20 protein-coding genes are annotated in these 22,379 nt (G+C 61.5%); 13 read left to right on the forward strand and 7 right to left on the reverse strand.

Annotated features, from left to right (window positions below):
- The first annotated feature begins 114 nt into the window (after nucleotides 1-114).
- The 7 genes from potA to G3O01_RS17225 all read left to right on the forward strand — a co-directional run bounded on the left by potA (nucleotide 115) and on the right by G3O01_RS17225 (nucleotide 9,335).
- Nucleotides 115-1,260 carry a polyamine ABC transporter ATP-binding protein gene (potA, locus tag G3O01_RS17195; protein ID WP_205806427.1) on the forward strand — a complete coding sequence of 382 codons (1,146 nt, stop codon included), beginning with the start codon at nucleotides 115-117 and terminating at the stop codon, nucleotides 1,258-1,260.
- Nucleotides 1,257-2,234: an ABC transporter permease subunit gene (locus G3O01_RS17200; RefSeq protein WP_205806335.1), complete on the forward strand. Its 978-nt coding sequence runs from the start codon at nucleotides 1,257-1,259 to the stop codon at nucleotides 2,232-2,234. The genes potA and G3O01_RS17200 overlap by 4 nt, the downstream gene beginning before the upstream one ends.
- Nucleotides 2,231-3,142 carry an ABC transporter permease subunit gene (locus G3O01_RS17205; RefSeq protein WP_205806336.1) on the forward strand — a complete coding sequence of 304 codons (912 nt, stop codon included), beginning with the start codon at nucleotides 2,231-2,233 and terminating at the stop codon, nucleotides 3,140-3,142. Before G3O01_RS17200 ends, G3O01_RS17205 begins: the two co-directional genes overlap by 4 nt.
- 38 nt (nucleotides 3,143-3,180) lie before the next feature.
- Complete coding sequence (locus G3O01_RS17210) at nucleotides 3,181-4,761, forward strand: DUF3138 family protein (protein ID WP_205806337.1); 1,581 nt, start codon at nucleotides 3,181-3,183, stop codon at nucleotides 4,759-4,761.
- 833 nt (nucleotides 4,762-5,594) lie between these two features.
- The gene (locus G3O01_RS17215; protein ID WP_205806429.1) at nucleotides 5,595-6,890 is read left to right on the forward strand and encodes an FAD-binding oxidoreductase; all 1,296 of its coding nucleotides are present in this window, start codon (nucleotides 5,595-5,597) and stop codon (nucleotides 6,888-6,890) included.
- Nucleotides 6,887-8,191 carry an FAD-binding oxidoreductase gene (locus G3O01_RS17220; protein ID WP_205806428.1) on the forward strand — a complete coding sequence of 435 codons (1,305 nt, stop codon included), beginning with the start codon at nucleotides 6,887-6,889 and terminating at the stop codon, nucleotides 8,189-8,191. Before G3O01_RS17215 ends, G3O01_RS17220 begins: the two co-directional genes overlap by 4 nt.
- A 133-nt stretch (nucleotides 8,192-8,324) precedes the next feature.
- Complete coding sequence (locus G3O01_RS17225) at nucleotides 8,325-9,335, forward strand: DUF2891 domain-containing protein (protein ID WP_205806338.1); 1,011 nt, start codon at nucleotides 8,325-8,327, stop codon at nucleotides 9,333-9,335.
- Between the two features lie 76 nt (nucleotides 9,336-9,411).
- Here G3O01_RS17225 and G3O01_RS17230 read toward each other — a convergent pair whose 3' ends face one another.
- The 3 genes from G3O01_RS17230 to G3O01_RS17240 all read right to left on the reverse strand — a co-directional run bounded on the left by G3O01_RS17230 (nucleotide 9,412) and on the right by G3O01_RS17240 (nucleotide 13,017).
- Complete coding sequence (locus G3O01_RS17230) at nucleotides 9,412-10,860, reverse strand: MFS transporter (RefSeq protein WP_241024024.1); 1,449 nt, start codon at nucleotides 10,858-10,860, stop codon at nucleotides 9,412-9,414.
- Between the two features lie 85 nt (nucleotides 10,861-10,945).
- A complete protein-coding gene (locus tag G3O01_RS17235; protein WP_205806339.1) occupies nucleotides 10,946-12,439 on the reverse strand; it encodes a SulP family inorganic anion transporter in 1,494 nt (497 codons plus the stop codon).
- Between the two features lie 308 nt (nucleotides 12,440-12,747).
- The gene (locus tag G3O01_RS17240; RefSeq protein WP_205806340.1) at nucleotides 12,748-13,017 is read right to left on the reverse strand and encodes a DUF1488 family protein; all 270 of its coding nucleotides are present in this window, start codon (nucleotides 13,015-13,017) and stop codon (nucleotides 12,748-12,750) included.
- 494 nt (nucleotides 13,018-13,511) lie between these two features.
- On the opposite strand from G3O01_RS17240, the gene G3O01_RS17245 reads away from it, so the two are divergent.
- Nucleotides 13,512-14,405, forward strand: coding sequence for a DMT family transporter (locus tag G3O01_RS17245; protein ID WP_205806341.1), 894 nt, complete (start codon nucleotides 13,512-13,514; stop codon nucleotides 14,403-14,405).
- Nucleotides 14,406-14,430: 25 nt separating this feature from the next.
- Here G3O01_RS17245 and G3O01_RS17250 read toward each other — a convergent pair whose 3' ends face one another.
- Nucleotides 14,431-14,967, reverse strand: a complete 537-nt coding sequence (locus G3O01_RS17250) for an SRPBCC family protein (RefSeq protein WP_205806431.1) — start codon at nucleotides 14,965-14,967, stop codon at nucleotides 14,431-14,433.
- A gap of 181 nt (nucleotides 14,968-15,148) precedes the next feature.
- Here G3O01_RS17250 and G3O01_RS17255 point away from each other — a divergent pair, with 181 nt between their 5' ends.
- Both G3O01_RS17255 and G3O01_RS17260 read left to right on the forward strand, forming a co-directional pair.
- The gene (locus tag G3O01_RS17255; protein ID WP_205806342.1) at nucleotides 15,149-15,556 is read left to right on the forward strand and encodes a PPC domain-containing DNA-binding protein; all 408 of its coding nucleotides are present in this window, start codon (nucleotides 15,149-15,151) and stop codon (nucleotides 15,554-15,556) included.
- 180 nt (nucleotides 15,557-15,736) lie between these two features.
- Entirely contained in the window at nucleotides 15,737-16,618 is an 882-nt protein-coding gene (locus G3O01_RS17260; RefSeq protein ID WP_241024046.1) for a fructose bisphosphate aldolase, read from the forward strand.
- A gap of 94 nt (nucleotides 16,619-16,712) precedes the next feature.
- On the opposite strand, the gene G3O01_RS17265 is transcribed toward G3O01_RS17260, so the two are convergent.
- The gene (locus tag G3O01_RS17265) at nucleotides 16,713-17,180 is read right to left on the reverse strand and encodes a PRC-barrel domain-containing protein (protein ID WP_205806344.1); all 468 of its coding nucleotides are present in this window, start codon (nucleotides 17,178-17,180) and stop codon (nucleotides 16,713-16,715) included.
- A gap of 261 nt (nucleotides 17,181-17,441) precedes the next feature.
- On the opposite strand from G3O01_RS17265, the gene G3O01_RS17270 reads away from it, so the two are divergent.
- On the forward strand, nucleotides 17,442-17,630 hold the full coding sequence (locus tag G3O01_RS17270) for a DUF2970 domain-containing protein (RefSeq protein WP_205806345.1): 189 nt from the start codon (nucleotides 17,442-17,444) through the stop codon (nucleotides 17,628-17,630).
- A 14-nt stretch (nucleotides 17,631-17,644) separates the two neighbouring features.
- Here the strand turns inward: G3O01_RS17270 and G3O01_RS17275 are convergent, their stop codons facing one another.
- Together G3O01_RS17275 and G3O01_RS17280 are read right to left on the reverse strand one after the other, a co-directional pair.
- On the reverse strand, nucleotides 17,645-19,060 hold the full coding sequence (locus G3O01_RS17275; RefSeq protein ID WP_205806346.1) for a PLP-dependent aminotransferase family protein: 1,416 nt from the start codon (nucleotides 19,058-19,060) through the stop codon (nucleotides 17,645-17,647).
- A gap of 79 nt (nucleotides 19,061-19,139) precedes the next feature.
- The gene (locus tag G3O01_RS17280) at nucleotides 19,140-20,660 is read right to left on the reverse strand and encodes an MFS transporter (protein WP_205806347.1); all 1,521 of its coding nucleotides are present in this window, start codon (nucleotides 20,658-20,660) and stop codon (nucleotides 19,140-19,142) included.
- Between the two features lie 126 nt (nucleotides 20,661-20,786).
- On the opposite strand from G3O01_RS17280, the gene G3O01_RS17285 reads away from it, so the two are divergent.
- Both G3O01_RS17285 and G3O01_RS17290 read left to right on the forward strand, forming a co-directional pair.
- Complete coding sequence (locus G3O01_RS17285) at nucleotides 20,787-21,665, forward strand: LysR substrate-binding domain-containing protein (protein ID WP_205806348.1); 879 nt, start codon at nucleotides 20,787-20,789, stop codon at nucleotides 21,663-21,665.
- 225 nt (nucleotides 21,666-21,890) lie between these two features.
- On the forward strand, nucleotides 21,891-22,151 hold the full coding sequence (locus tag G3O01_RS17290) for a DUF1488 domain-containing protein (RefSeq protein ID WP_205806349.1): 261 nt from the start codon (nucleotides 21,891-21,893) through the stop codon (nucleotides 22,149-22,151).
- The last annotated feature ends 228 nt before the right edge of the window (nucleotides 22,152-22,379 follow it).

The raw sequence follows: 22,379 nt of genomic DNA on the forward strand, positions 1-22,379 counted from the left end.
TGCGCGCAGCCCCATGTTTCCCCGATTGCAGCATGACGCCTGCGAGCGCTTCGCGCGCCTCGCCAGGGCCCGTTCGTGCCTGCGATCCGCAAAGAACGGTCACACATGAATACGATGCACACCACGCAAACAGCGAAAGCGGCTACGCAGCCCTCGACGACGAAAGCGAAAACGGACGAGTTCGTTCGCATCGAAAACGTCGTGAAGAAGTTCGGCGACAGCACAGCTGTCGACAACGTCAACCTGAGCATCGCGAAGAACGAGCTGTTCGCGCTGCTCGGCAGCTCGGGATGCGGCAAGTCCACGCTGTTGCGCATGCTGGCGGGCCTGGAGACGGCCACGTCCGGCAAGATCTATGTCGACGGCGAAGACCTCGCGCAGATGCCGCCGTACAAACGCCCCGTGAACATGATGTTCCAGTCGTATGCGCTCTTTCCGCATATGTCGGTCGAATCGAATGTCGCGTTCGGTCTCAAGCAGGAAGGCACGCCGAAGAACGAGATCAGGGAGCGTGTCGCCGATGCGTTGAACCTCGTGCAGATGAGCAAGTACGCAAAGCGCAAGCCGCACCAGCTTTCGGGTGGCCAGCAGCAGCGCGTCGCGCTTGCACGCTCGCTCGTCAAACGCCCGAAACTCTTGCTGCTCGATGAGCCGATGTCCGCCCTCGACAAGAAGATCCGCCAGAAGACACAACTCGAACTCGTGAACATTATCGAGAAAGTCGATGTCACCTGTGTGATGGTCACGCACGATCAGGAAGAAGCGATGACGATGGCGAGCCGACTCGCTGTCATGAGCGAAGGCCGCATCGTGCAGATCGGCTCGCCCTCGCAGGTGTACGAGTTCCCGAATAGCCGCTTCTCCGCTGAATTCATCGGCTCGACCAATCTGTTCGAAGGCGTCGTCGTCGAAGACGAGCCGGATCATATCTTCGTCGAGAGCGAAGACCTCGAAGCGCGGATGTACGTGAGCCACGGCGTGACAGGACCGCTCGGCATGCCTGTGGGCATTTCGGTGCGGCCCGAACGCGTGCGCGTGTCGCGCGAGAAACCGGGCGCATCGAACAACTGGGCGCGCGGCGTCGTCACGGATGTCGCGTACATGGGCAGCTATTCGCTGTACCACGTGCGCCTGCCGAGCGGCAAAACCGTCGTATCGAATCTCTCCAGCTCGCACCTGATGAGCGAAGGTGCGCCCGTCTATAACGACGACGTGTTCGTCTCCTGGTCGCCCTCGAGCGGCGTGGTGCTGACGCAATGAGAAATCCCGCCCAACCCTCCGCGGCGCAGATCGGCGCCGCGTCGAATGCGAGCCCTGCTCTCGCGTCGATCAAACAGAGCCTCGCGAAGCTGCTGCCTTCGGGCCGCAGCACCGTGATCGGCATTCCATTCATCTGGCTCACGGTGTTCTTCGCGCTGCCATTCGTACTGGTGCTGAAGATCAGTTTCGCCGATCTGCGGCTTGGCATTCCGCCTTATACGGAACTCGTCAGCATCAAGGACGGCGTCGTACATTTCGCGCTGCAACTTAGCCACTACGCTTTCCTGCTGCAGGACAGCCTGTACGTGGCGACGTATCTCAGCTCGCTGAAGATGGCGGCGATCTCGACCATCTGCTGCCTGTTGATCGGCTATCCGATTGCGTATTACATCGCACGTTCGGCGCCCGCCACGCGCAACCTGCTGATGATGGGCGTGATGCTGCCGTTCTGGACGTCGTTCCTGATCCGCGTGTACGCGTGGATCGGAATTCTGAAGGACGACGGCCTGCTCAATCACACGCTGATTGCACTCGGTGTGATCCATTCGCCTTTCCGTCTCTATCACACGGATATTGGCGTTTATATCGGCATGGTCTACTCGTATCTGCCGTTCATGGTGATGCCGCTATACGCGCATCTCGTGAAGATGGATCTGACGCTGCTCGAAGCCGCATACGATCTCGGCGCGAAACCTTGGACGGCCTTCACGCGCATCACGTTGCCGCTGTCGAAGAACGGAATCATTGCGGGTTCTCTGCTGGTGTTCATTCCGGCTGTCGGCGAGTACGTGATTCCCGAACTGCTTGGCGGCGCAGACACGCTGATGATCGGCCGCGTGATGTGGGATGAGTTCTTCAACGATATGGACTGGCCGATGGCATCCGCGGTGACGGTGGCCATGGTGCTGCTGTTGCTCGTACCAATGGCCGTATTCCAATACTACCAGGTCAAGGAACTGGAGGGCGCGAAATGATCAAGCCGAACAAGCCTATATCGGCGTCGGTACTGACGCTCGGTTTTCTCTTTCTGTACATCCCCATCATCAGCCTCATTGTGTTCTCGTTCAACGAGTCGAAGCTCGTGACTGTCTGGTCGGGCTTCTCGCTGAAATGGTATGGCGCACTGTTGCACGACGACGAACTGCTCACGGCCGCATGGCTGTCGCTGAAGATCGGTCTGATGACGGCGTGTGCCTCTGTCGTGATCGGCACGTGGGCGGGCTTCGTGCTCGCGCGCTTCGGACGCTTTCGCGGCTTCACGTTCTTCGCGGGCATGATCAACGCGCCGCTCGTGATTCCCGAAGTGATCCAGGGCATTTCACTGCTGCTGCTCTTCGTCGCACTGGAGCAGATGATCGGCTGGCCCAAAGGGCGCGGTGTGCTGACGATGTGGATCGGCCACGTGATGCTGTGCGTGTCGTATGTCGCGATCATCGTGCAATCGCGCGTGAAGGAACTGAACAAGTCTCTCGAAGAAGCGGCACTCGACCTCGGTGCAACGCCGTTCAAGGTGTTCTTCGTCATCACGCTGCCGCTGATCTCGCAGGCCCTGCTGTCCGGCTGGCTGCTGTCGTTCACGCTGTCGATCGACGATCTCGTGCTCTCCGCGTTCCTGTCCGGTCCCGGCTCGACGACGCTGCCGCTCGTCGTGTTCTCGCGCGTTCGCCTCGGCCTGAACCCGGAAATGAATGCGCTCGCGACGCTTTTCATCACGGCAGTGACGATCGGTGTGATCGTCGTCAATCAATGGATGTTGATGCGTGACCGCAAGCGCACGCGTGACATGCAGATGGCACTGGCAATCGCCGATGCAGCCGAATCCGCCTCTAAAACCACACGCCCTGCCGTGGCGACAAACACACTCGATACGGCCAACGCATAAGAAGTTCTTCGCAATACGACAAACAAGGAGAAAATTGCATGAGAAAGAAACTCATCTGTCTGCTGGTAGCGGGGGCTCTGCCGGGTGCCGCGTTTGCGGACTCGACCAGCGCACAGATCAAGGCGCTTCAACAACAACTCAATGCGCTGCAAAAGGAAGTGAAGGAACTGCGCGCGCAGGTGGCTTCCGCGCCGACGGCAAAATCGGGTACGGCTGTTGCGGGCACAGCGGCTGCGCCTGCACTGGCCGCCGCGCCTGTCGATATCACTTCGCCCGATTACGGCAAGGCACCCGCGAGTATTTCCAACGACGACCTGACCACGATCAAGCAACAGATCGCGAACCAGCAGTTGAAGGTGGATTCGCTCGAGGATGCGGCGCAGACAGGTCCGATCGCGGGTCTTTCGGTGACGGGTTATATCGACCCGACCTACATCTATAACCGTGCGCAGAGCTCGTCGTCGTTCCTGTTCGCGAACCACGAGAGCGCGTACAACTACTACAACAGCACATTTGGCGATCTCTACCTCGACATCAAGAAGACGTTCGGTGTCGGCCCGATGGCGCCGTCGGCGGAAATCACCTTGATGCCGAACCGCGGCAACGGCATTACGCTGCTGCAGAACTCGCACGGCGATATCGGCAACAACATTCTGAACACGGCGGTGATCAATGTGCCGTTGACGGGATCGACGACGTTCGTTGCCGGTTTGATTCCGAGCTTCGGCGGCTATGAAGTGCAGCAGTCGAACCAGATGCTGACGCTTACGCACAACCTGCTGTATGACTTCTCCGATCCGGGCAGCTATGTCGGTGTCGGCGCGAACTATACGGCGGGCAACTGGGCGTGGAAGTTCTTCCTCGGCAACGAACAGTACCGCACGTATGGCGCCGTCACGCAGACGGGCACGAATGCATTGGGCGATCCGATCACGACGAGCAACAAGATTCCGACGTTCACGGCACGTGCCGACTACACCTGGTCTAGCGCACTCGATATTGGCGGCTCGTTCAATATTGGCCGCCAGACGCTGCCGAGCGCGGTCGATCCTGCGACGGGTAATGTCACCTATGGCATCGGCGGTCAGTCGCCGAGTTCAGGTGGCACGTTCTTCTTCGGCGAAGTCGACGCGACTTACACGCTTGCGGACATCCAGTACAACGCCGAGTTCGACTACGGCCAGCAGCAGAACGCCGCGTATAACGGCGGCCAGGCGCAATGGTATGGCCTGTCGCTGCTGGCGCACCGCAAGTTCAACATGCCTGTTGTGGGGCGCATGGGTGCGACTGTTCGGTATGACCTGCTCGTCAATAGCAAGAATGGCGGCGGCGGCGGTGGGATTGCGCTCAATTCCAATGGTATGGACGTGAATAACGGCTTTGGCATTGGCGCTGATTGCCGTGCTAACTCGTTGGCCAATGGTGGCCTTGGGTTTGAGTGCAAGGGCGCGAATCGGCAGGATGTTGCGCTTGATCTGTTGTTCTTCCCGACCCAGCAGATTACTGTCAAGGTGGAATATCGCCATGACTGGGCGAATCAGAATGTGTTCCTGAGGAATGATGGGTCGTATAGCAAGTCGAATGATTTGCTGGCAACGCAGTTTATTTACTCATTCTGAGGTTTTTGGTTTTTTTGGTTTTTTGGTTTTTTGGTTGTCTGCGACGCTCTGGTTGTTCGGGGCGTCGCTCGTATTCTCGTTTTGTTACTGGTGCTTCGTGCGTTGCAGGTTTGGTTTGCTTGGGGGTTTTGCTGGCATCCGCGTGGTGTTTTGCCTGGTTCACGCGTTGCCCCTGTGCGGGGCGGCACTTACTTTCTTTGCCGCCGCAAAGAAAGTAAGCAAAGAAAGCGGGCTAACACCGCCCGCTCTTGACCACCGCATTAGGGCCCCCAACGGGTCTTCCGCTTCAAACGGCAACTTCTCAGTCGCCGTCCGTTGCCAGCGCTCCAAACGCGTGCCTCACCCGCTTCAAGTACCCGTAACGTAGCAAACGGCAGCAAATGGTTACGGCCGCCCAGGTGGCAAACTGTGTGTAGGTCGTAGTGCCTCGCGCGTCGGCGCTCTTACGACACCGATCATGCTTTTCAGTCCGGAGTGAAGTGTGTACGCCGCGACAGCCTACACACAGTTTGCCGCTATAGAACGCGGGCAATGCGATCGCGCATGGGGCGACGTGAGAGCGTGAAGCGGGTGATGCGCTCAATAAGAGAGTTGGTAACGGGTAATGAAAAGCAGGTTGCCGTTTGAAGCGGAGGAACTGTTGGGGGCCCTCAGGCGGGAACAAGAACGGGCGGTGTTCAGCGGCTTTCTTTTGCCTACTTTTCTTTGCCGCGGCAAAGAAAAGTAGGTGCCGCCCCGCACAGGGGCGACGCTTGAAGCGGGCAAGACAAATCGCGGATGCCAGCGAAAGCCAAAAGCAAACCAAAACCAAAGCAAAACCAAACCTTTTTCCTATGCCAGAAAAACTCTCAAACCAACCACACATCAACTCCTGGTACGCAGCAACAGCCAACGACCAAACCACCCATCCACCCCTGGATGAAAACACAACGGTAGATGTCTGCGTGATAGGCGCCGGCCTGACGGGCATCTCAACCGCCCTGAACCTGGCCGAACGCGGCCACAACGTAGCCGTACTGGAAGCATCAAAAACCGGCTGGGCAGCAAGCGGCCGAAATGGCGGCCAGTTGATAGGCGGCTTCGCCTGCGACATAGACACATTTGCGAAGTACATGCCCGAACCCGATGTCCAGCGCATCTGGCAAATGGGCCTCGAAACGCTCGACATCGTAAAAGACCGCGTCGCGAAACACCAAATCGACTGCGATCTCACGCTAGGCTATCTGACAGCCGCCAACAAGCCGGGGCACGCAGACGCCCTGCGCACCTGGCGCGACGACGCAAAAAAACGCTTCAACTACGACCGTTTCCGCTACGTCGAACGTGCACACATGGACCAGTACGTGCAATCGTCGCGCTATCTCGGCGGACTGTTCGACCCCGATAGCGGACACCTGCACCCGCTGAACTACACATTGGGCCTCGCACGCGCAGCAGTACAGAATGGCGCGCGGATCTACGAAGACAGCTGCGTCACCGCACTGCGCACCGAAAACGGCACCCATATCGTCGAAACAGCGCGAGGAACCGTGCGCGCAAAATTCGTGGTGCTCGCGTGCAATACATGGCTCGGCGGCCTCGCGCCGCAAGTGGCCCGCAAGATCATGCCCGTCGGCACCTACGTGATCGCCACCGAGCCGCTCTCCCCCGCCCGCGCCGCCGCGCTGATGCCCGCGCGCGCCGCCGTGTGCGATAGCCGCTTCGTGCTCGACTACTTCCGCCCTGCGCCCGATAACCGTCTGCTATGGGGCGGCAAGGTCAGTTACTCGACCTTCACGCCACACAATCTCGGCGAAGCCATGCGCCGCGATATGCTGAAGACCTTCCCGCAACTCGCCGATGTCAAAGTCGACTACGCATGGGGCGGCTTCGTCGATATCACCATGAACCGTGCTCCGCATTTCGGCCGCATTGCGCCAACCATCTATTTCGCGCAAGGCTTCTCGGGGCATGGCGTCAACACGACGGGACTCGCGGGCAAACTGATCGCCGAGGCCATCGACGGTCAGGCGTCGCGCTTCGATCTGTTCGGTAAAATCCGCCATCGCGACTTTCCCGGCGGCGCCATGATGCGCACGCCCGCACTCGTGCTTGCAATGGCCTGGTATCGAATGAAGGACTGGCTCTGATGGAAACACTCGACCGCCGCGCGGATGCGCTCATCCGCAACTCATACTACGAAGCCACCGTTTCGCGTCCGCTCGCGGATGACCCGATGCTCGAAGGCTCGATCGATGCCGACGTCTGCGTGATCGGCGCGGGCTTCTCCGGTTTGTCAGTCGCGCTCGAATGCCGCGCGCGTGGGCTGTCCGTCGTCGTGCTCGACGCGCATCGTCCCGGCTGGGGCGCATCGGGCCGCAATGGCGGACAGATGCTCGCCGGTTTTGCGAAAGACGAAATCATCGAGAAACAACTCGGGCTCGAAGGTGCGCGCGCAGCGTGGGCGCTCTCCGTCGATGCAGTGAAGCTGGTGCGCGAGCGGATTCAGCGCTACGGAATCGATTGCGATTTCACGCCGGGCTTCATGACGGTTGCGACCAAAGCAAAGCGTGTCCCCGATCTGCGCGCGTGGATGGAAGCGGCAACGAATCGCTGGGGTTATCCGCATCTGTCGTGGGTCGACACGGCGGAAATACGTGAACGTATTGCGTCGGAGCGTTATCTGGCCGGCGTCTACGATGCACTGTCCGGGCATCTGCATCCACTCAAGTACTGTCTCGGTCTCGCCGAAGCGGCACGCCGCGAAGGCGCGCAACTCTTTGCGCATTCGCCCGTGCTCGAAGTCGTGCGTGGCGCACGCCCTGTTGTGCGCACCGCAACGGGTGAAGTGCGCTGCCGCTTCGTCGCCGCGTGCGGCAACGCGACACTCGGGAATGTGCTGCCCGCTGCGATAGCAGCGCGCATCGCGCCCATTGCGTCGTATATCGTCGCAACGGAATCGCTCGGCAAGGCACGCGCCGACGCGTTGATCAAAGAGCGTCCCGCTATCTGCGACAACAATTTTTTCCTCGATTACTTCCGCGTGTCGGCCGATCACCGCGTGCTGTTCGGCGGCCGTGCGAGTTCGACGGGCGCGTCGCCAACGCAACTCACCGACGCGATTCGCCAACGGATGCTCACTGTTTTCCCGCAACTGGCGGATACGAAGATCGAGTACGCATGGGGCGGTTTCGTCGATATCACGCGCAATCGCGCGCCCGATTTCGGCGCAATCGATCCGAACTATTTCTATGTGCAAGGCTTCTCGGGTCACGGCGTCGCGTTGACGGGCATTGCGGGGCGCGTCATTGCGAAGGCCATTGCAGGCGATACGGCCACGCTGGATCTGTTTGCGCGTATCAAACACGCACGCTTTCCCGGCGGCCCGGCGCTGCGCGGGCCAGCGCTCGAACTGGGGATGCTTTATCACCGCATTCGCGAGCTATTCTGAGCCGCGCTGCAACACGGCTCGTACATGACAGAACGGGCCCACTAAAGGCAGAATGTGCACCTCACCCTCAATGCACCACACCAGACGCATTGAAGGCTTACCGTAACCCACTACCCGTTACGACGAGGCGTCGATGACTGCCGTACTCACTTCTGAAATCGCATCGAAATTCGCGAGTCTCGCGCTTGCCCACCTCACGCGCGAGTACCCGAACAAACTCACACATGCGCTCGCCGGGCCGCAGGACGTGCAAGGTCCGCGCGAGCTTCACCCTATCTTCTATGGCAGCTATGACTGGCACTCGTGCGTGCACGGCTACTGGTTGCTATTGCATCTGATCGAACGCTTCCCCGAATTGCCGGAAGCACCGCAAATCGTTGCCGTTGTCGACGAGCATTTCACCGAAAAGAACGTAGCGGGCGAACGCGCGTATCTCGATCTGCCGCATAACCGCGGATTCGAGCGTCCTTATGGTTGGGCGTGGCTGCTGGCGCTGTCGGGTCAGGTCGCGTCTCTCAAGCTGCCGCAAGCCGAGCGCTGGACGAAAACGATCGCGCCGCTGACGGACGCGTTCGTCGAACGTTTCGAAGAGTTTCTGCCGAAAGCGACCTATCCGCTGCGCGTCGGCACGCATTTCAACACGGCATTCGCGCTGGCGCTCACGCTCGACTTTGCGCATCGCACGCAACGCGATTCGCTCGCGCGCCTGATCGTCGATACGTCGAAGCGCTGGTATCTGAACGACGCAGGATGTCAGGCGTGGGAACCGTCGGGCGACGAGTTTCTGTCGCCTGCGCTGATGGAAGCGGAATTGATGCGCCGCGTGCTGCCGCCTTCGGAATTCGACGGATGGTTCACGCGCTTCCTGCCCGATCTCGCGCAACGTCAACCCGCAACGCTGTTCGTCCCCGCGACGGTCACGGACCGCAGCGACGGCAAGATCGCCCATCTCGACGGGCTGAACCTGAGCCGCGCATGGTGTCAGCGCTCGCTGGCGCGTGCGCTCTCCAGTGACGATCCGCGCCGCTCCAGACTCTTCGAAGCAGCGGACGTTCATCTGGAAAGCGCGCTGCAGCACGTCGCAGGCGACTACATGGGCGAGCATTGGCTCGCCACCTTCGCGACGCTCGCACTCGAAGCGTAAAGACCGCGAGAAACGTCCGGCGTAATGCAAATGGCCAGTGTCCGCAAAGACACTGGCCATTTTTTTATCGAGTCCGTTAGCGCGAGATTTCTTCGAGCGCAACGCCTCGCGTGCGTGGCCCCATGCCGCCGATTACCAGCATCACGATTGCCATCGCGCCCGCGATAAACACGAACACGCCCGTCGATCCGAAGTACTTCAACACGGATGCAATAAAGAACGCCGTGAAGATTGCGGAGAAACGGCTCCATGAATAGACGAAACCCACCGCACGCGCCCGGATGCTGGTCGGGAACAATTCTGCCTGATAGGCGTGAAAACTGTACGACATGATGTTGCTGCCCAACGTCAGGCCCACGCCGAGACAGATGAGCAGCACGGCCGCCGTCGTCTGGCTGAACCACAGCCCGCATACGATGATCAGCGCCGCCATCGCAACGATCACGCTCTTGCGTTCGTACTTGTCCGCGATAAAGAGCCCAATGATGGGACCAACGGGTGCGGCAAGCGCGATGATGCTCGAATAGGCAAGGCTCGTCGTCACGGTAATGCCCTGTTTGATCAGCAGCGTCGGCACCCAGTTTGCAAAGCCGTAAAAGCCCACCGTCTGGAAGATGTTGAAGATGGTCAGCATCAAGGTGCGGCTGCGATACGGCGGCACCCACATATCGCTGAAACGTCCGCTTGGCGGCACGGGCACAGACGGCGCAGGCGAAGGCAGCGGCTTGCCATACTCGGCTTCGACCTTCGCTTCGAGCGCGCGCATCACGCGGTCCGCTTCATCGACGCGTCCCTGTTGTGCGAGCCAGCGCGGGCTTTCGGGCAGATTGCGCCGGATCCACCAGACGAACAGCGCGCCATGCGCGCCGATCAGCACGACCCAGCGCCAGCCGTCGAGCCCTAGCGGTGCGCGCGGCACCAGCAGCCACGCCAGAAACGCGACGACGGGCACCGCCGTGAAGCCCACCGCCTGCTCGCATGCGAAGGCGCGGCCGCGAATGTGCTTCGGGACCAGTTCGGAAATGTATGTGCCGATCGTCACCAGTTCGACGCCGATACCGAGCCCCGCCATGAAGCGCCAGAAGTTCAGGCCCGTCGCCGTCTCCTGGAAGGCCATGATGACGTTCGCGACCGTGTACCACAGCAGCGAGTACGTGAAAATCGCGCGACGTCCGAAACGGTCCGCGAGAAAGCCGCACGCAATCGTACCGATGAACAGGCCGAGAAACAGCGTCGCGATGAAGCTCGCGATCCCTGTCGTGCCGAACAGGCCATGCGTGGTCGACGTCAGGATGCCGCTCTTCACGATGCCGGGGGCGATGTAGCCCGTGTACAGCAGATCGTAAAGCTCGAAGAAAAAGCCGAGGCTCAGCATCACGACGAGCTTCCAGACGGAGCGCGTCGCGGGCAAACGGTCGAGACGCGCGCTGATCGCGCCGGCGTCGATGGCGGACGGCGAGGCTGCCGATGTGCTGTGCTGCGTGGTCCCAGGCCGCGGGATGCCCGCCTGGTCTTGCGGTGTCATTGTTCTGTCTCCTGTGTCGAAGGCTTGCCGCGACTTCGAATGCAAGCCAAGGCACGCATTGTAGCCGTGCCTCGGCTTGCGGGCGTCAATGGTCCTGCAGCACGACGCTGGCGTCGGCGCGTTGCAACAGGCGACGGTTGCGTGCCGAGAGATTGATGAGCCGCAGACGCTTGCCAAGCTTCGCGTAGCGTGCGTGCAATGCTTCCAGTGCCGCGATCGCGGAATGATCCGCGAAATGCAGATCGCGGCAATCGATCGCCACGTGCGCCGGGTCGTTGTGCGGCTCGAACAGCGCCTGAAAATGCGCGGTCGATGCAAAAAACAGCGTGCCGCGCGGCGCATGCGTGGTTTCGCCCGATCCGTCTTCGATCGTTTCGCTGCGAATTTCGCCCGCGTGCTGCCACGCGAAACTCAGCGCCGAAATGACGATGCCGCACAGCACGGCCGTCGCGAGATCGGTGAATACGGTAATCACGGTGACGGCGACGATCACTAGTGCGTCGCTGCGCGGCACCTTTTTCAACGCGCGCAGCGAGCCCCAGGAAAACGTCTGTTGCGCGACGACGAACATCACGCCGACCAGCGCCGCGAGTGGAATGCGCTCGATCAGCGGCGACAGGAACAGGATGAAGAGCAGGATCATCACGCCGCTCGTCACGCCCGACACACGCGAGCGTCCGCCCGAGCCCAGGTTGATCACCGTCTGGCCGATCATCGCGCAGCCGCCCATCGCGCCGAACAGGCCCGACACGATATTCGCGGCGCCGAGCGCAACGCACTCGCGATCCGGCTGTCCGCGCGACGACGTGAGTTCGTCGGTGAGATTGAGCGTGAGCAGCGTTTCGAGCAGACCGACCATCGACATCAGCGCGGCATACGGAAACACGATGCGCAAAGTCTCGAGATCGAACGGCACGTCCGGAATGCTGAACGCGGGCAGGCCGCCCGCAATGTGCGCCATGTCGCCGAGCGTACGCGTCGGCAGATGCAGCAACTGGCTCAGCACGCCGACGCCGAGAATCGCCGCGAGCGCGGGCGGCACGGCTTTCGTGATGCGCGGCAAGCCGTACACGATTGCCATCGTCAGCGCGACGAGCCCGCACATCAACCACAGCGAGGGACCGTGCAGCCAGACACTGCCTTGCGGCGACGCCTCTTTGAAGTGTTCGAACTGCGCCATCGCGATGATGATGGCAAGCCCGTTGACGAAGCCGAGCATCACGGGATGCGGGACCATCCGGATCAGCTTGCCGAGACGCAGCGCGCCGAACAGCATCATCAGCAGACCGCCCAGCACGACGGTCGCGAACAGATACTGCGGACCGTGCTGCACGACGAGCGCGACGATCACCACGGCCATCGACCCTGCCGCCCCGGAAATCATGCCGGGACGGCCGCCGAACAGCGCCGTGATCGTGCAGATGAAAAAGGCGCCGTACAGGCCCATCAGCGGATTGAGGTGCGCGACGAGCGCGAACGCGATGCATTCGGGTACGAGTGCAAACGACGACGTGAGGCCGGCGAGTACATCGCCACGCAGCGAAGCAAAGCGGGAAAGGTTGGAGCGACGGTCTTGCATGTTTGTTGTTTGAACGCGATGGACGCAAAGCCGGGCGGCACGCATACGCACGCGCAAATGAACGCGTAGCGTGCGATGCACCCGGATTGGGCATGACGGCACGATGTACGCCGATGCCGTGTGCCGGCCGGTCCGCGAGCCATGCGGCAGGCGGCTGGGCGCAAGAATGAACGGGATGGAAAAACAGGAGGCTCGTGGCAACGTGCCCGAGCCGAACCGCGTAATGTGCGCGGCTCTCGCGCAGCGCACGCGATTCTACATGGTCAGAGGCTCACGCGCATTGGCGCGGGCAATGTGACCCGGGGGCTTTAGCGGTAATCGAAATCGTCTGCCGTAATCAGCACGTGCGTTGCGCCCTTCGCGAGCGCCTTGCGCTCCGCGACAGCCGCGATGCGACGTTCGCCGTTGCCGAACGCCTTCGTGAGATGCGAGTCGTCTGCCCCGCGTTCCAGCCAGAAATGCCGCTCGAGCGCGTCGCGCGTAATCGCGCACCCGATAGCACGCTTCTGCACGACGATGTCGAAAGTGACGGACTGGCCGTTGGTCGAAAGGGCTAAGTTGCGTACGGACTGTTCCATTTTCAGCCTCTCGTGAACTGCGATCTACCTGTGTTTCGTGTTGCTTTCATGAACCATGCATCGATTTTCCGCACTCAAACTATCGCATTCCGTTCGGCATCGATCAGTTCGGGCGAACCCTCGAAGCATCCCAATGCAAACGTTTGGTGCGCCCGCGTGCGTGTCATCGCTAACACGCAACGAAGAAAACGTGTGACATGTTCTCATTTTGAAGGTCCACGTGCAGCCGACCTATCGCCTTAAGACATGCGCTTTCGCGGACAGTTTCGCGTGCAACGGCACGACGTGCGTCGCGGCGTTTCCGTCTGAAGAAACTTTGCGCACGAACGAACGGGGCTCAAGGAGACGCGCGACATAGCGACGACCAACCCGCGTTGCCAAGCATACAACGCAATCGTTTGCGCCATATGTCACATTGCATGTAAAGGAGAAATCCATGCAACGGCAGAACCCCGTATGATCGAGCCTCTCCGAAGAACTCATACGAATCGCCGATGAAGCATCCGCGCTGGACGGGACTCATCTATCTGCTGATCACGGCAACGGGGTGGGCGCTCAACTGGCCCGCCATGAAAATACTGCTGCGCGAATGGCCGCCGCTCTTTTCGCGCGGCGTCGCGGGCGTGACGGCGTCGTTACTGCTCGGCGTGGTTGCCGTTTGTGCCGGCGAACAGGTGCGCGTGCCGCGCCAGTACGTGCCGCGTCTGCTGCTCGCGGCCTGCACCAACGTATTCGCGTGGATGGGCTTCTCCACGCTGTCCATGAAATGGCTGAGCGTGAGCGAAGGCGCGCTGCTCGTCTACACCATGCCGATCTGGGCGATGCTGCTGGCGTGGCCCGTCCTGTCGCGCCGCCCCTCCGCGATGGAATTTCTCGCGCTGCTGCTCGGACTGGCGGGCGTGGTCGTGCTGCTCGGCGGGCGCGGCGTCGCGTTCGACGCCGGCAAGATCGCCGGCATCACGTTCGCACTGCTGGCGGCCGTGCTGTTTGCGCTCGGCACGGTGATCGCGCGCACGCCGATTCCCGTCGCGCCGGTCAGCCTCGTTGCGTGGCAGGTGGGGCTTGGCTGTGTGCCGATGATCATTGCGGGCCTGCTGATCGAACATCCGACGCTCGCGTCGCTGCACGCGGACGGCTGGGCCGTGCTGATCTACATGACGCTCGTGCCGATGGGCGTGTGCTATCTGGCGTGGTTCGCCACCTTGCGCCATCTGCCGCCGCAGATCGCGTCGATCGGCATGCTGCTCGTGCCGATCATGGGCATCGTCGCGGCGGCGCTCGCGCTCGGCGAGCCGCTCGGCTGGAAAGAAGCGGTGGCGATGGCGCTCACGCTGAGCGGCGTCGCGCTGGCGTTGCGGCGCAAGGCGCCGCAGACAGAAGCAAAGTGAACTAAGGCTTCAACTAAAGCTTTAACTAAGGCTTCTCGAGCACAGCCTTGAGCCGCGCGACGGCTTCATCGGACTCGGCCTGAATCTTCGCGCGCAGCAGCACGGCGTTGAGCAGGGCGAACCAGAGCGTCGGAGAACGGTACGTGAAGGTGCGCTCGAACCGCGTGCCCTGCGCGTCGGGCGTCAGCGCATAGCTGACCGTGCCGGCGGGACGGCCATCGATCGCGCCGTCGATGGTCCATTTTTCAGGGCGTTTTCTTTCGACAACCGTCCAGACCACCTGCCCGCGCCGACCGGCGACGCGAAATTCTTCCGTCGTCTGCTCGCCCATTTCGAGCGAATGATCGGTCGCGCCCGCAACCGATAACGACGACGGATGCCACGCGGGCCAATGCGCGGGCGTCGTCACGTAGTCGAACACAGCCGCGTTCTCGCGTGCGATCGGCACGACGGAGACGATGCGCGTCGACAGATCGAATGCACGCGGCAGCGGGATGAATAACACGCCGATGACCGCCGCGACGCATGCCACGATGACGATTGCCCGCAGTAGCGTTTTCATTTTCATGAGCGCGGTGTCCGCGCGCGTCCATCTGACGTAGGGGATATTCGTTCGCTTGCACACACGCAACTGCGGCTGGCGGGTCGTCCTCACTGGTACTGTATGTTAGCAATGGCATCGCGCCAATGAGGATCACGGCGCGCTTTCACACCATGTCGTCACGTCTGACGGAACCCGACCGATGCAAGCCCACCCTCTTCGACTTCAGCCCGGCCAGGATCTGCGCGACGCACTCGAAGGCACCGTGCGCCAGCTCGGCGCGACGGCGGCGTTCGTCGTTCAGGGCATCGGCAGCCTGAGCGTGGCGCAGTTGCGCTTTGCGGGCATCGACCAGCCCACCGAACTGCGCGGCGATCTGGAGATCCTGACGCTCGCGGGCTCGCTTGCGCCCGACGGCGCGCACCTTCACATGTCGGTATCCGACGCCGCGGGCCGCGTGTTCGGCGGACATGTGGCGCGCGGGTGCATCGTGCGAACGACCGTTGAAATCCTGCTCGCATTGCTACCCGATCACGCGTTCTCGCGCGAGCCCGATGCGCAGACAGGATTCATGGAACTGTTCATCCGCGAGCGGCCACGCGACCTGTAGACCCTTATGCGAACGCATGTTCGCAAACAGGCTGGAACGCTCTTCGCTTGTCTGTGTGACTGGCCACAGTCCGCGCGCGGTAGGAGCATGCGCCGCAATGCCTTACACTTGTCGGGTCGGAAATTGGCATGCTCATCAATCAGTTGTTCAAGGAGGGAAACGTCCGTGGCAAATGAAAAAATGTTGGCGCAGATGTCTGACAAGGCGGGTTTCATCGCCGCGCTCGACCAGAGCGGCGGCTCCACGCCTGGCGCATTGCGGCAGTACGGCATACCCGACGACGCCTATAGCGGCGACGCCGACATGTTCAAGCTGATCCACGACATGCGCGTGCGCATCATCACCGCCCCTGCATTTACGGGCGACAAGGTCATCGCGGCAATCCTGTTCGAAGCCACGATGGACGGACAGGCGCAAGGCAAGCCCGTGCCTTCGTTTCTCTGGGAAGACCGCGGCGTCGTGCCGTTCCTGAAGGTCGACAAGGGGCTCGAAGCTGAAAGCGACGGCGTGCGCCTGATGAAGCCGATTCCCGGGCTCGACGCCTTGCTGGAACGCGCCGGTAAGCTCGGCATCTTCGGCACGAAAATGCGCTCGGTCATCGATCAGAACTCGGCTGCGGGCATTGCTGCCGTCGTCAAGCAGCAGTTCGAATACGGCGCGCAGATCGACCGCGGCGGCCTGATGCCGATTCTCGAACCCGAAGTGTCGATCAAGACACCGGACAAGGCCGGCGCAGAGAAAACGCTGCGCGACGAGATCATCAAAGGCCTCGACGCGCTGCCCGCCGACAAGCAGGTCATGCTCAAGCTGACCATTCCCGACGTCGCCGATTTCTACAAGCCGCTGATCGATCATCCGCGCGTGTTGCGCGTGGTGGCGCTGTCGGGCGGCTATACGCGCACGGAAGCCTGCAAGCTGCTCGCGAAGAATCACGGCATGATCGCGAGCTTTTCGCGCGCGCTCATCAACGATCTGAAGAAACCGATGAGCGACAGCGAATTCGACGCGAAGCTGGGTGAAGCGATCGACGAGATTTACGACGCTTCCGCTAACAAGGTCTGAGCAGCGTTAACCGGAACGAAACGAAGCGAAACGAAGCCGCGCATCGACGATGCGCGGCTTCGCAAGCTTGCTTTAACGCGTTTGACGCGTCAGGTCAGTGTGCAGTCGGCGGAACGTCGGGATCGACGTAGTCGCTGCGCGAGACCCAGTACGGATCGCGGTTGTAATAGGTGTGCAGCGATTCGCCCCATCTTGAATCGGCCATGCTCGGCCAGTGATCCTTGTCGAAGCCCGGTTCGTCCTTTAGCTGCTGCGCAGTGATATCGACGTGGAAGCATTTCTGGTTGGTATCGAGCGTGAGTGCGCTCCACGGAATGGCGTGCAGATTCGCGCCCATGCCGAGAAAGCCGCCCTCCGACAACACCGCGTAGGCAATGCGCCCGCTGCGCACGTCGAGCATGATGTCGGAGATCTTGCCGACATGTTCTGCATCTGACGAATACACCTTCGTGCCGTTGAGCGTCGCGGCCGCCATCACTTCCGGCCCCGGACCTTCGCCGACGCCGCCGCCGACGATGTCAGCCCCACCTGTCCTGCGCGTTTGCGGATTGATTGAGCCCATGGTTCACCTCCTATGAAAGTGAGCGATTGAAAGTGCGCAATGGGCGTTCCCGCATGGGCCGATAACATACCGGCGACGTACTTATTACTTATCGAGAAGGACGTAAGTCATTTTTCCCGCATGCGCAATTGCGGGTGCGACAGCCGGCCACACGCCTGCTACCCCGAAAACGCGCGCAACTGCTTCTTACGCTCAAACCCGCACCCGCCTACGATAGCCACATGAAAACGCGTAACTGACGCGAGTGGCAGGAGAACGAAAATGGCTTTGCTGAACATGATGCGCATGGTGTTGTGGAGTTTCTTCGGCGTGCGGCGCGGCGCCGGACACGAGGCCGATCTCGCGACAGTCAAGCTGCCGCTGCTGCCCGTCATGGCCGTCATCCTCGCGCTGTGCTTCGGCGGTGTGCTGTTTGCATTCGCCAGAATTGCCGTCACCGTCGCACATTGACACGCGCTTCGCGGTTAAGCCGCCTGCGCGATCAGATCGCCGAGTACGCGCACGGCGCGCTCGATATCCGCATTCCACGGATGCCCGAAGTTCAGCCGCACGCAATGTCGGAAATTACGCGACGCCGAGAAGATCGGCCCGGGCGCGACGCTCACGCCCTGCTCGATCGCCTGCCGGTGCAGCGCCAGCGCATCGACATGCCCGGGCAATTCGAGCCACACGAAATAGCCGCCCGAAGGACAAGTCCATCTGACGCCCTTCGGCATCGAGCGGCGTAGCGCGAGATTCATCGCTTCAAGCTGCGCGCGTAGTGCAGCGCGCAGCTTGCGCAGATGCCGGTCATAGCCGCCATGCTGCAAATAATCGGCAATACCCGCCTGCACGGGAATACTCGCCGACAGCGTCGTCATCAGTTTTGCGCGCTGAACTTTCTCTGCAAACTTCCCGGCCGCCGCCCAACCGATCCGGTATCCCGGCGCAAGCGTCTTCGAGAAAGAACTGCAATGCATGACCAGCCCTTTGCGATCGAAGGCAATTGCGGGCAATGGATAATCCGCCTGGAAATGCAGTTCGCCGTACACGTCGTCTTCGATCAATGGCACTTCGTGCCGCGCGAGCAATTCGACGAGTGCTTTCTTCTTTTCCACCGGCATCGTTGCGCCTGTCGGGTTCTGGTAATTCGTCATAAACCAGCACGCGCGAATGGGATGCTTGTCCAGCGCTTGCGCAAGCGCGTCCAGATCGAGACCGGTTTGTGGATCGACAGGTATTTCAATCGCGCGCAAATCGAGTCTTTCGATAGCCTGCAAAGCCGCATAGAAACCTGGCGACTCGACGGCCACGACATCGCCGGGACGTGTGACGGCCATCAGGCAAAGATTGAGTGCTTCGAGCGCGCCATTGGTGACGACGATCTCATCGAGCGGTTGCGACAGGCCCATGCCCAGATAACGCAGCGCAATCTGCTGACGCAGTGCCTCGTTGCCGGGCGGCAAATCCACAACCGTACTCCACGGGTTCATGGTCCGCGACGTTTGCGCGAGCGATTTGGCGAGGCGCGGCAGTGGGAATAGCAGCGGCGAAGGAAAAGCCGAGCCCAACGGCACCACGCCCGTATGTTTCGCGGCCTCGAGCACGCTGAACACAAGTTCGCTGATATCGACTTTCGCGGACTCGGTTAATGCGCGCTTTGCCGTTGCTTCGCGTGTGTCGCGCACCGCGGCACCGGGCGCGACGTAATAGCCGGAGCGCTCCTGAGCGCGAATGAGGCCCCACTCTTCGAGCAGATAGTAAGCACGAAACGCCGTCGACTGACTGACGCCATGTTGTGCAATGACCTGCCGCAACGAAGGCATGCGCGCCCCGACAGCCAGACTGCCGGAGCGTATTTCGGCCGCCATCGTATTGGCGAGTACTTCATATCGGTTCATCGAAAATGGCGCGTCGCGGGGCGCTCATGACACAGAGCTTTTTATACTAATCGGTACACGCCCGCGCGAGCAACCGCGATCAACGCTTCTTGCGCTTCATAGACACACACACGATCACGGCGGATACAGCCGCGACCATAGACGCGCCGGCAAATGCGCGCGCAAAGCCTTCGCCGTAACTCGACCGTGCGATATGAACCAGCATGTCCATCGAATCCGGCGGATACAGCGCAAAAGCACGCGCGAAATCGCCCGCCATCACGCGCTCCGCAAAACCTTGCATGAATGGCAAGTGCGTTTGATTCATCTGTGCCGTCAGCGCGGAACGCACGCCTTCAGCCAATACCGCGCCGAGTCCCGAGAAGCCGAGCAGGATGCCAGTGAAGCGCGATGTGGTGCTGATGCCGGACGCCATGCCCGCGCGATCGCGCGGCACGGTGCCCATGATTGCCTTCTGCGTCTCGCCATTCAACAGGCCGCCACCGCTGCCGAGCAATGCCATCGCGACGATCAGCCACGCGTGAACGCTGCTCCGCGCGGCGTACATCATCGCGAGATTGCCGCACGCTACCACCGCGAGACCGAGCGTGAGAATCTGCCGGGAATCCAGATACGCGGCGAGCTTGCGGCCCAGTTGCGGCAGGATCAGCATGGCGAGCGCAAACGGCAGCATGCCCGCGCCCGCAACGAGCGCAGTCTCGCCGCGCGCGTTTTGCAGGAACAGCGGCAACAGCGAAGCCATCACCTGCGCCGACGATGCATACGCAAACATCGCCACGATCGCGCCAACGAACGGCAGCGAGCGGAACAATGCGAGGTCGAGCATCGGATGCGCGCGCCGGCTTTCCACCCACGTGAACAAGGCGAACAGGATCACGCCGGCGCATGTACGCGACAGCGCCGCTGCGCTCAACCATCCTTGGTCAGGGCCGAGAATCAGCGCCCACGTCAGCGAGAACATCGCCGCAGCGAAGAGTCCTATGCCGGGCAGATCGAGCGAGCGCGGCGTCGGGTCGCGCGATTCGTCGACGATACGCACGACGCCCGTCGCCAGCAGCGCGCAGATCGGCACGTTGATCTCGAAGGCCCAGCGCCAGCCCAGCCACGCGCTGATCACGCCACCGATCAGCGGCGAGAGCACCATGGTCAGCCCCATGATGCCGCCCCACACAGCCCAGGCTCGCGCGCGCTCGCGTTCGTCATGGAACGCGTGCCCGATGATCGCCAGCGCTGGCGCGAGCAGAAACGCGGCGCCCACGCCTTGCGCGGCGCGCGCGACGTACAGAAGCGCGGCGCTCGGTGCGACCCCACAGGCAAGCGAGGCCGCCGCGAACACCGCAATGCCCGACAGAAACACGCGCTTGCGCCCATAACGGTCGGCCAGCGAGCCCGCGGGCAATAGCAGCGCGGCAAAGCACAGCACGTAGGCGCTGATCACCCATTCGATATCGGCAAACGACGCCTTCAGATCGCGCGCGATAGTCGGCAGCACGATGCCGACGACGTTGGTGTCGAGCACCGTCATCGCGCAGCCCATCGATGCAATGAGCAGCAGCGGCGTACCGCGAGAGGCAGAGCGGGAAGCGGTAATCGAACTCATCGTGCTTACCTGGCGAGGATGCTTGCAGGAAGAAAGCCTGCATTTCACCAGCTTTCGCTATTCCGTTCATTGCCCGGTTTGTTAAATATAATTAGGCTGAAACTAATACACGGAATCCGCACTTATATGGAGCTGAGGCATCTGCGCTATTTCATTGCCGTCGCCGAACGCCTGCATTTCGGACAGGCCGCGGAAGCGCTCGGTATCGCCCCGCCCACGCTCACCGTGCAGATTCAGGAGATGGAGCGCGCGTTGCAGGCGCAACTCTTTCGACGCACGCGGCGCTCCGTCGCGCTGACGCCAGCCGGCGAAGCCTTTCTCGCGGAAGCGCGTGAAACCGTCGCACAGTTCGAACGGGCGCTCAACGTCGGCCAGCGCGCCGGGCGTGGCGAGCTGGGACGTATTCATATCGGGTATGTCGGGTCGGCGGCTTTTTCGGGCATTTTGCAGAAACAGTTGCGAACGTTTCGCAAGGCACGGCCTCACGTGCTGGTGCAGGTCAGCGAGCACCCAATGAGCCAGCTTCCTGCGCTGGTGGAAGAAGGCCGTGTCGATGTCGCTTTCGTGCGCATGCCCGTGGAATTACCCACGTCGCTGCGCGCACACGTGCTGGTGCGCGACGCATTCTGCGCGGCGCTACCCGCTGAGCATCCCCTCGCGGCTGCGGCGGGACCCATCAAGGCGCGTTCGCTGGCGGGCGAAAGCTTCGTCGTGCCGGAGCAGGAACTGGGCACGCGGGAAGTGGCGCGGCGCGGGCGGTTTACACCGCGCATCGTCAGCGCGCCGGGCGGGCTGATCGCCGTACTGACCGAGGTTTCCGTCGGGGTCGGCGTCGCCATCGTGCCGAACGTGCTGACGCGCGTGGTCAATCTGCCCAATGTCGTCTTCAAGACGCTGGCGGGCGAGCCGGTCGCATCGGAAGTCGCGGCCGTGTTCCGCAAATACGAGCATTCGCCCGCAACGAAGAAGCTGATCGCGCAGATCACCGGGGCGCCGGATCAGTAGTTTCCCGGGCTTTTACGCCGCACGCGTCCTATCATTGGAGAACGACTCCGTCTCTCGCGGCCCTCCGACGTTGCGCCGCGATCGGACTGGATCGGTCCTTGCTGCACAGCACCGAAGCGAACGCCCCACGCCGGGCTGCCAGGCCCGCAAACGCGAATCTATCGCCCGGAAGGCCAGCGCCAGCGAGCGTTCGTGAATCTCATCTGGCACTCACGGAGAAATCAAATGACCATCGAATTCACCAGCCGCCGGCACGTCGTGGCCGCATCGCGAGTCGCATTCGAAGCGACCGTCGAAGGAAAAGAGGTATGGTGCAGCGTATCAATCGACGCCCTGAACAACCACTTCGGTAATACGGGCACGTCGTCGCACGATCTGATCGCGGCGTTCGAGGGTAATCGCAAGACAATCGAGGATGCAGCGCGCCGTGTGCTGCAACGCAATGGCGGGCAGTCGGTCGAACTGGAGACGCTCGACTTTCACTAGGCGATGAGCCAGGCACTGCGTGCGCCGAATGGCAAGGACGGCGTGTGCAGTGCCTGGGGCAACAGGATTGCCCATCAGGAGCAATTGAACTGGAATGATCGGCGCATAAAATGCCTTGGCCGCCGACCGTATTCAGTCGAACTCAGCATCCGGCGATTGCGGCGAGCTTCAGCAAGCGCCTCCGGCATCACCACCACGCAACATTCTCATTCGGCGAATTAATTGTCG

The sequence above is a fragment of the Burkholderia sp. Ac-20365 genome, from assembly GCF_017104715.1.
Classification (GTDB): Bacteria; Pseudomonadota; Gammaproteobacteria; order Burkholderiales; family Burkholderiaceae; genus Paraburkholderia.

Bases quoted from the DNA above. Each gene is read 5' to 3' on its own strand.
- G3O01_RS17280 (WP_205806347.1), bottom strand. From the start codon at position 20,660: ATGAGTTCGATTACCGCTTCCCGCTCTGCCTCTCGCGGTACGCCGCTG.
- G3O01_RS17290 (WP_205806349.1), top strand. From the start codon at position 21,891: ATGACCATCGAATTCACCAGCCGCCGGCACGTCGTGGCCGCATCGCGA.
- potA (WP_205806427.1), top strand. From the start codon at position 115: ATGCACACCACGCAAACAGCGAAAGCGGCTACGCAGCCCTCGACGACG.
- G3O01_RS17260 (WP_241024046.1), top strand. From the start codon at position 15,737: ATGTTGGCGCAGATGTCTGACAAGGCGGGTTTCATCGCCGCGCTCGAC.
- G3O01_RS17270 (WP_205806345.1), top strand. From the start codon at position 17,442: ATGGCTTTGCTGAACATGATGCGCATGGTGTTGTGGAGTTTCTTCGGC.
- G3O01_RS17240 (WP_205806340.1), bottom strand. From the start codon at position 13,017: ATGGAACAGTCCGTACGCAACTTAGCCCTTTCGACCAACGGCCAGTCC.
- G3O01_RS17210 (WP_205806337.1), top strand. From the start codon at position 3,181: ATGAGAAAGAAACTCATCTGTCTGCTGGTAGCGGGGGCTCTGCCGGGT.
- G3O01_RS17250 (WP_205806431.1), bottom strand. From the start codon at position 14,967: ATGAAAACGCTACTGCGGGCAATCGTCATCGTGGCATGCGTCGCGGCG.
- G3O01_RS17235 (WP_205806339.1), bottom strand. From the start codon at position 12,439: ATGCAAGACCGTCGCTCCAACCTTTCCCGCTTTGCTTCGCTGCGTGGC.
- G3O01_RS17285 (WP_205806348.1), top strand. From the start codon at position 20,787: ATGGAGCTGAGGCATCTGCGCTATTTCATTGCCGTCGCCGAACGCCTG.
- G3O01_RS17255 (WP_205806342.1), top strand. From the start codon at position 15,149: ATGCAAGCCCACCCTCTTCGACTTCAGCCCGGCCAGGATCTGCGCGAC.
- G3O01_RS17275 (WP_205806346.1), bottom strand. From the start codon at position 19,060: ATGAACCGATATGAAGTACTCGCCAATACGATGGCGGCCGAAATACGC.
- G3O01_RS17205 (WP_205806336.1), top strand. From the start codon at position 2,231: ATGATCAAGCCGAACAAGCCTATATCGGCGTCGGTACTGACGCTCGGT.
- G3O01_RS17200 (WP_205806335.1), top strand. From the start codon at position 1,257: ATGAGAAATCCCGCCCAACCCTCCGCGGCGCAGATCGGCGCCGCGTCG.
- G3O01_RS17265 (WP_205806344.1), bottom strand. From the start codon at position 17,180: ATGGGCTCAATCAATCCGCAAACGCGCAGGACAGGTGGGGCTGACATC.
- G3O01_RS17225 (WP_205806338.1), top strand. From the start codon at position 8,325: ATGACTGCCGTACTCACTTCTGAAATCGCATCGAAATTCGCGAGTCTC.
- G3O01_RS17215 (WP_205806429.1), top strand. From the start codon at position 5,595: ATGCCAGAAAAACTCTCAAACCAACCACACATCAACTCCTGGTACGCA.
- G3O01_RS17230 (WP_241024024.1), bottom strand. From the start codon at position 10,860: ATGACACCGCAAGACCAGGCGGGCATCCCGCGGCCTGGGACCACGCAG.
- G3O01_RS17245 (WP_205806341.1), top strand. From the start codon at position 13,512: ATGAAGCATCCGCGCTGGACGGGACTCATCTATCTGCTGATCACGGCA.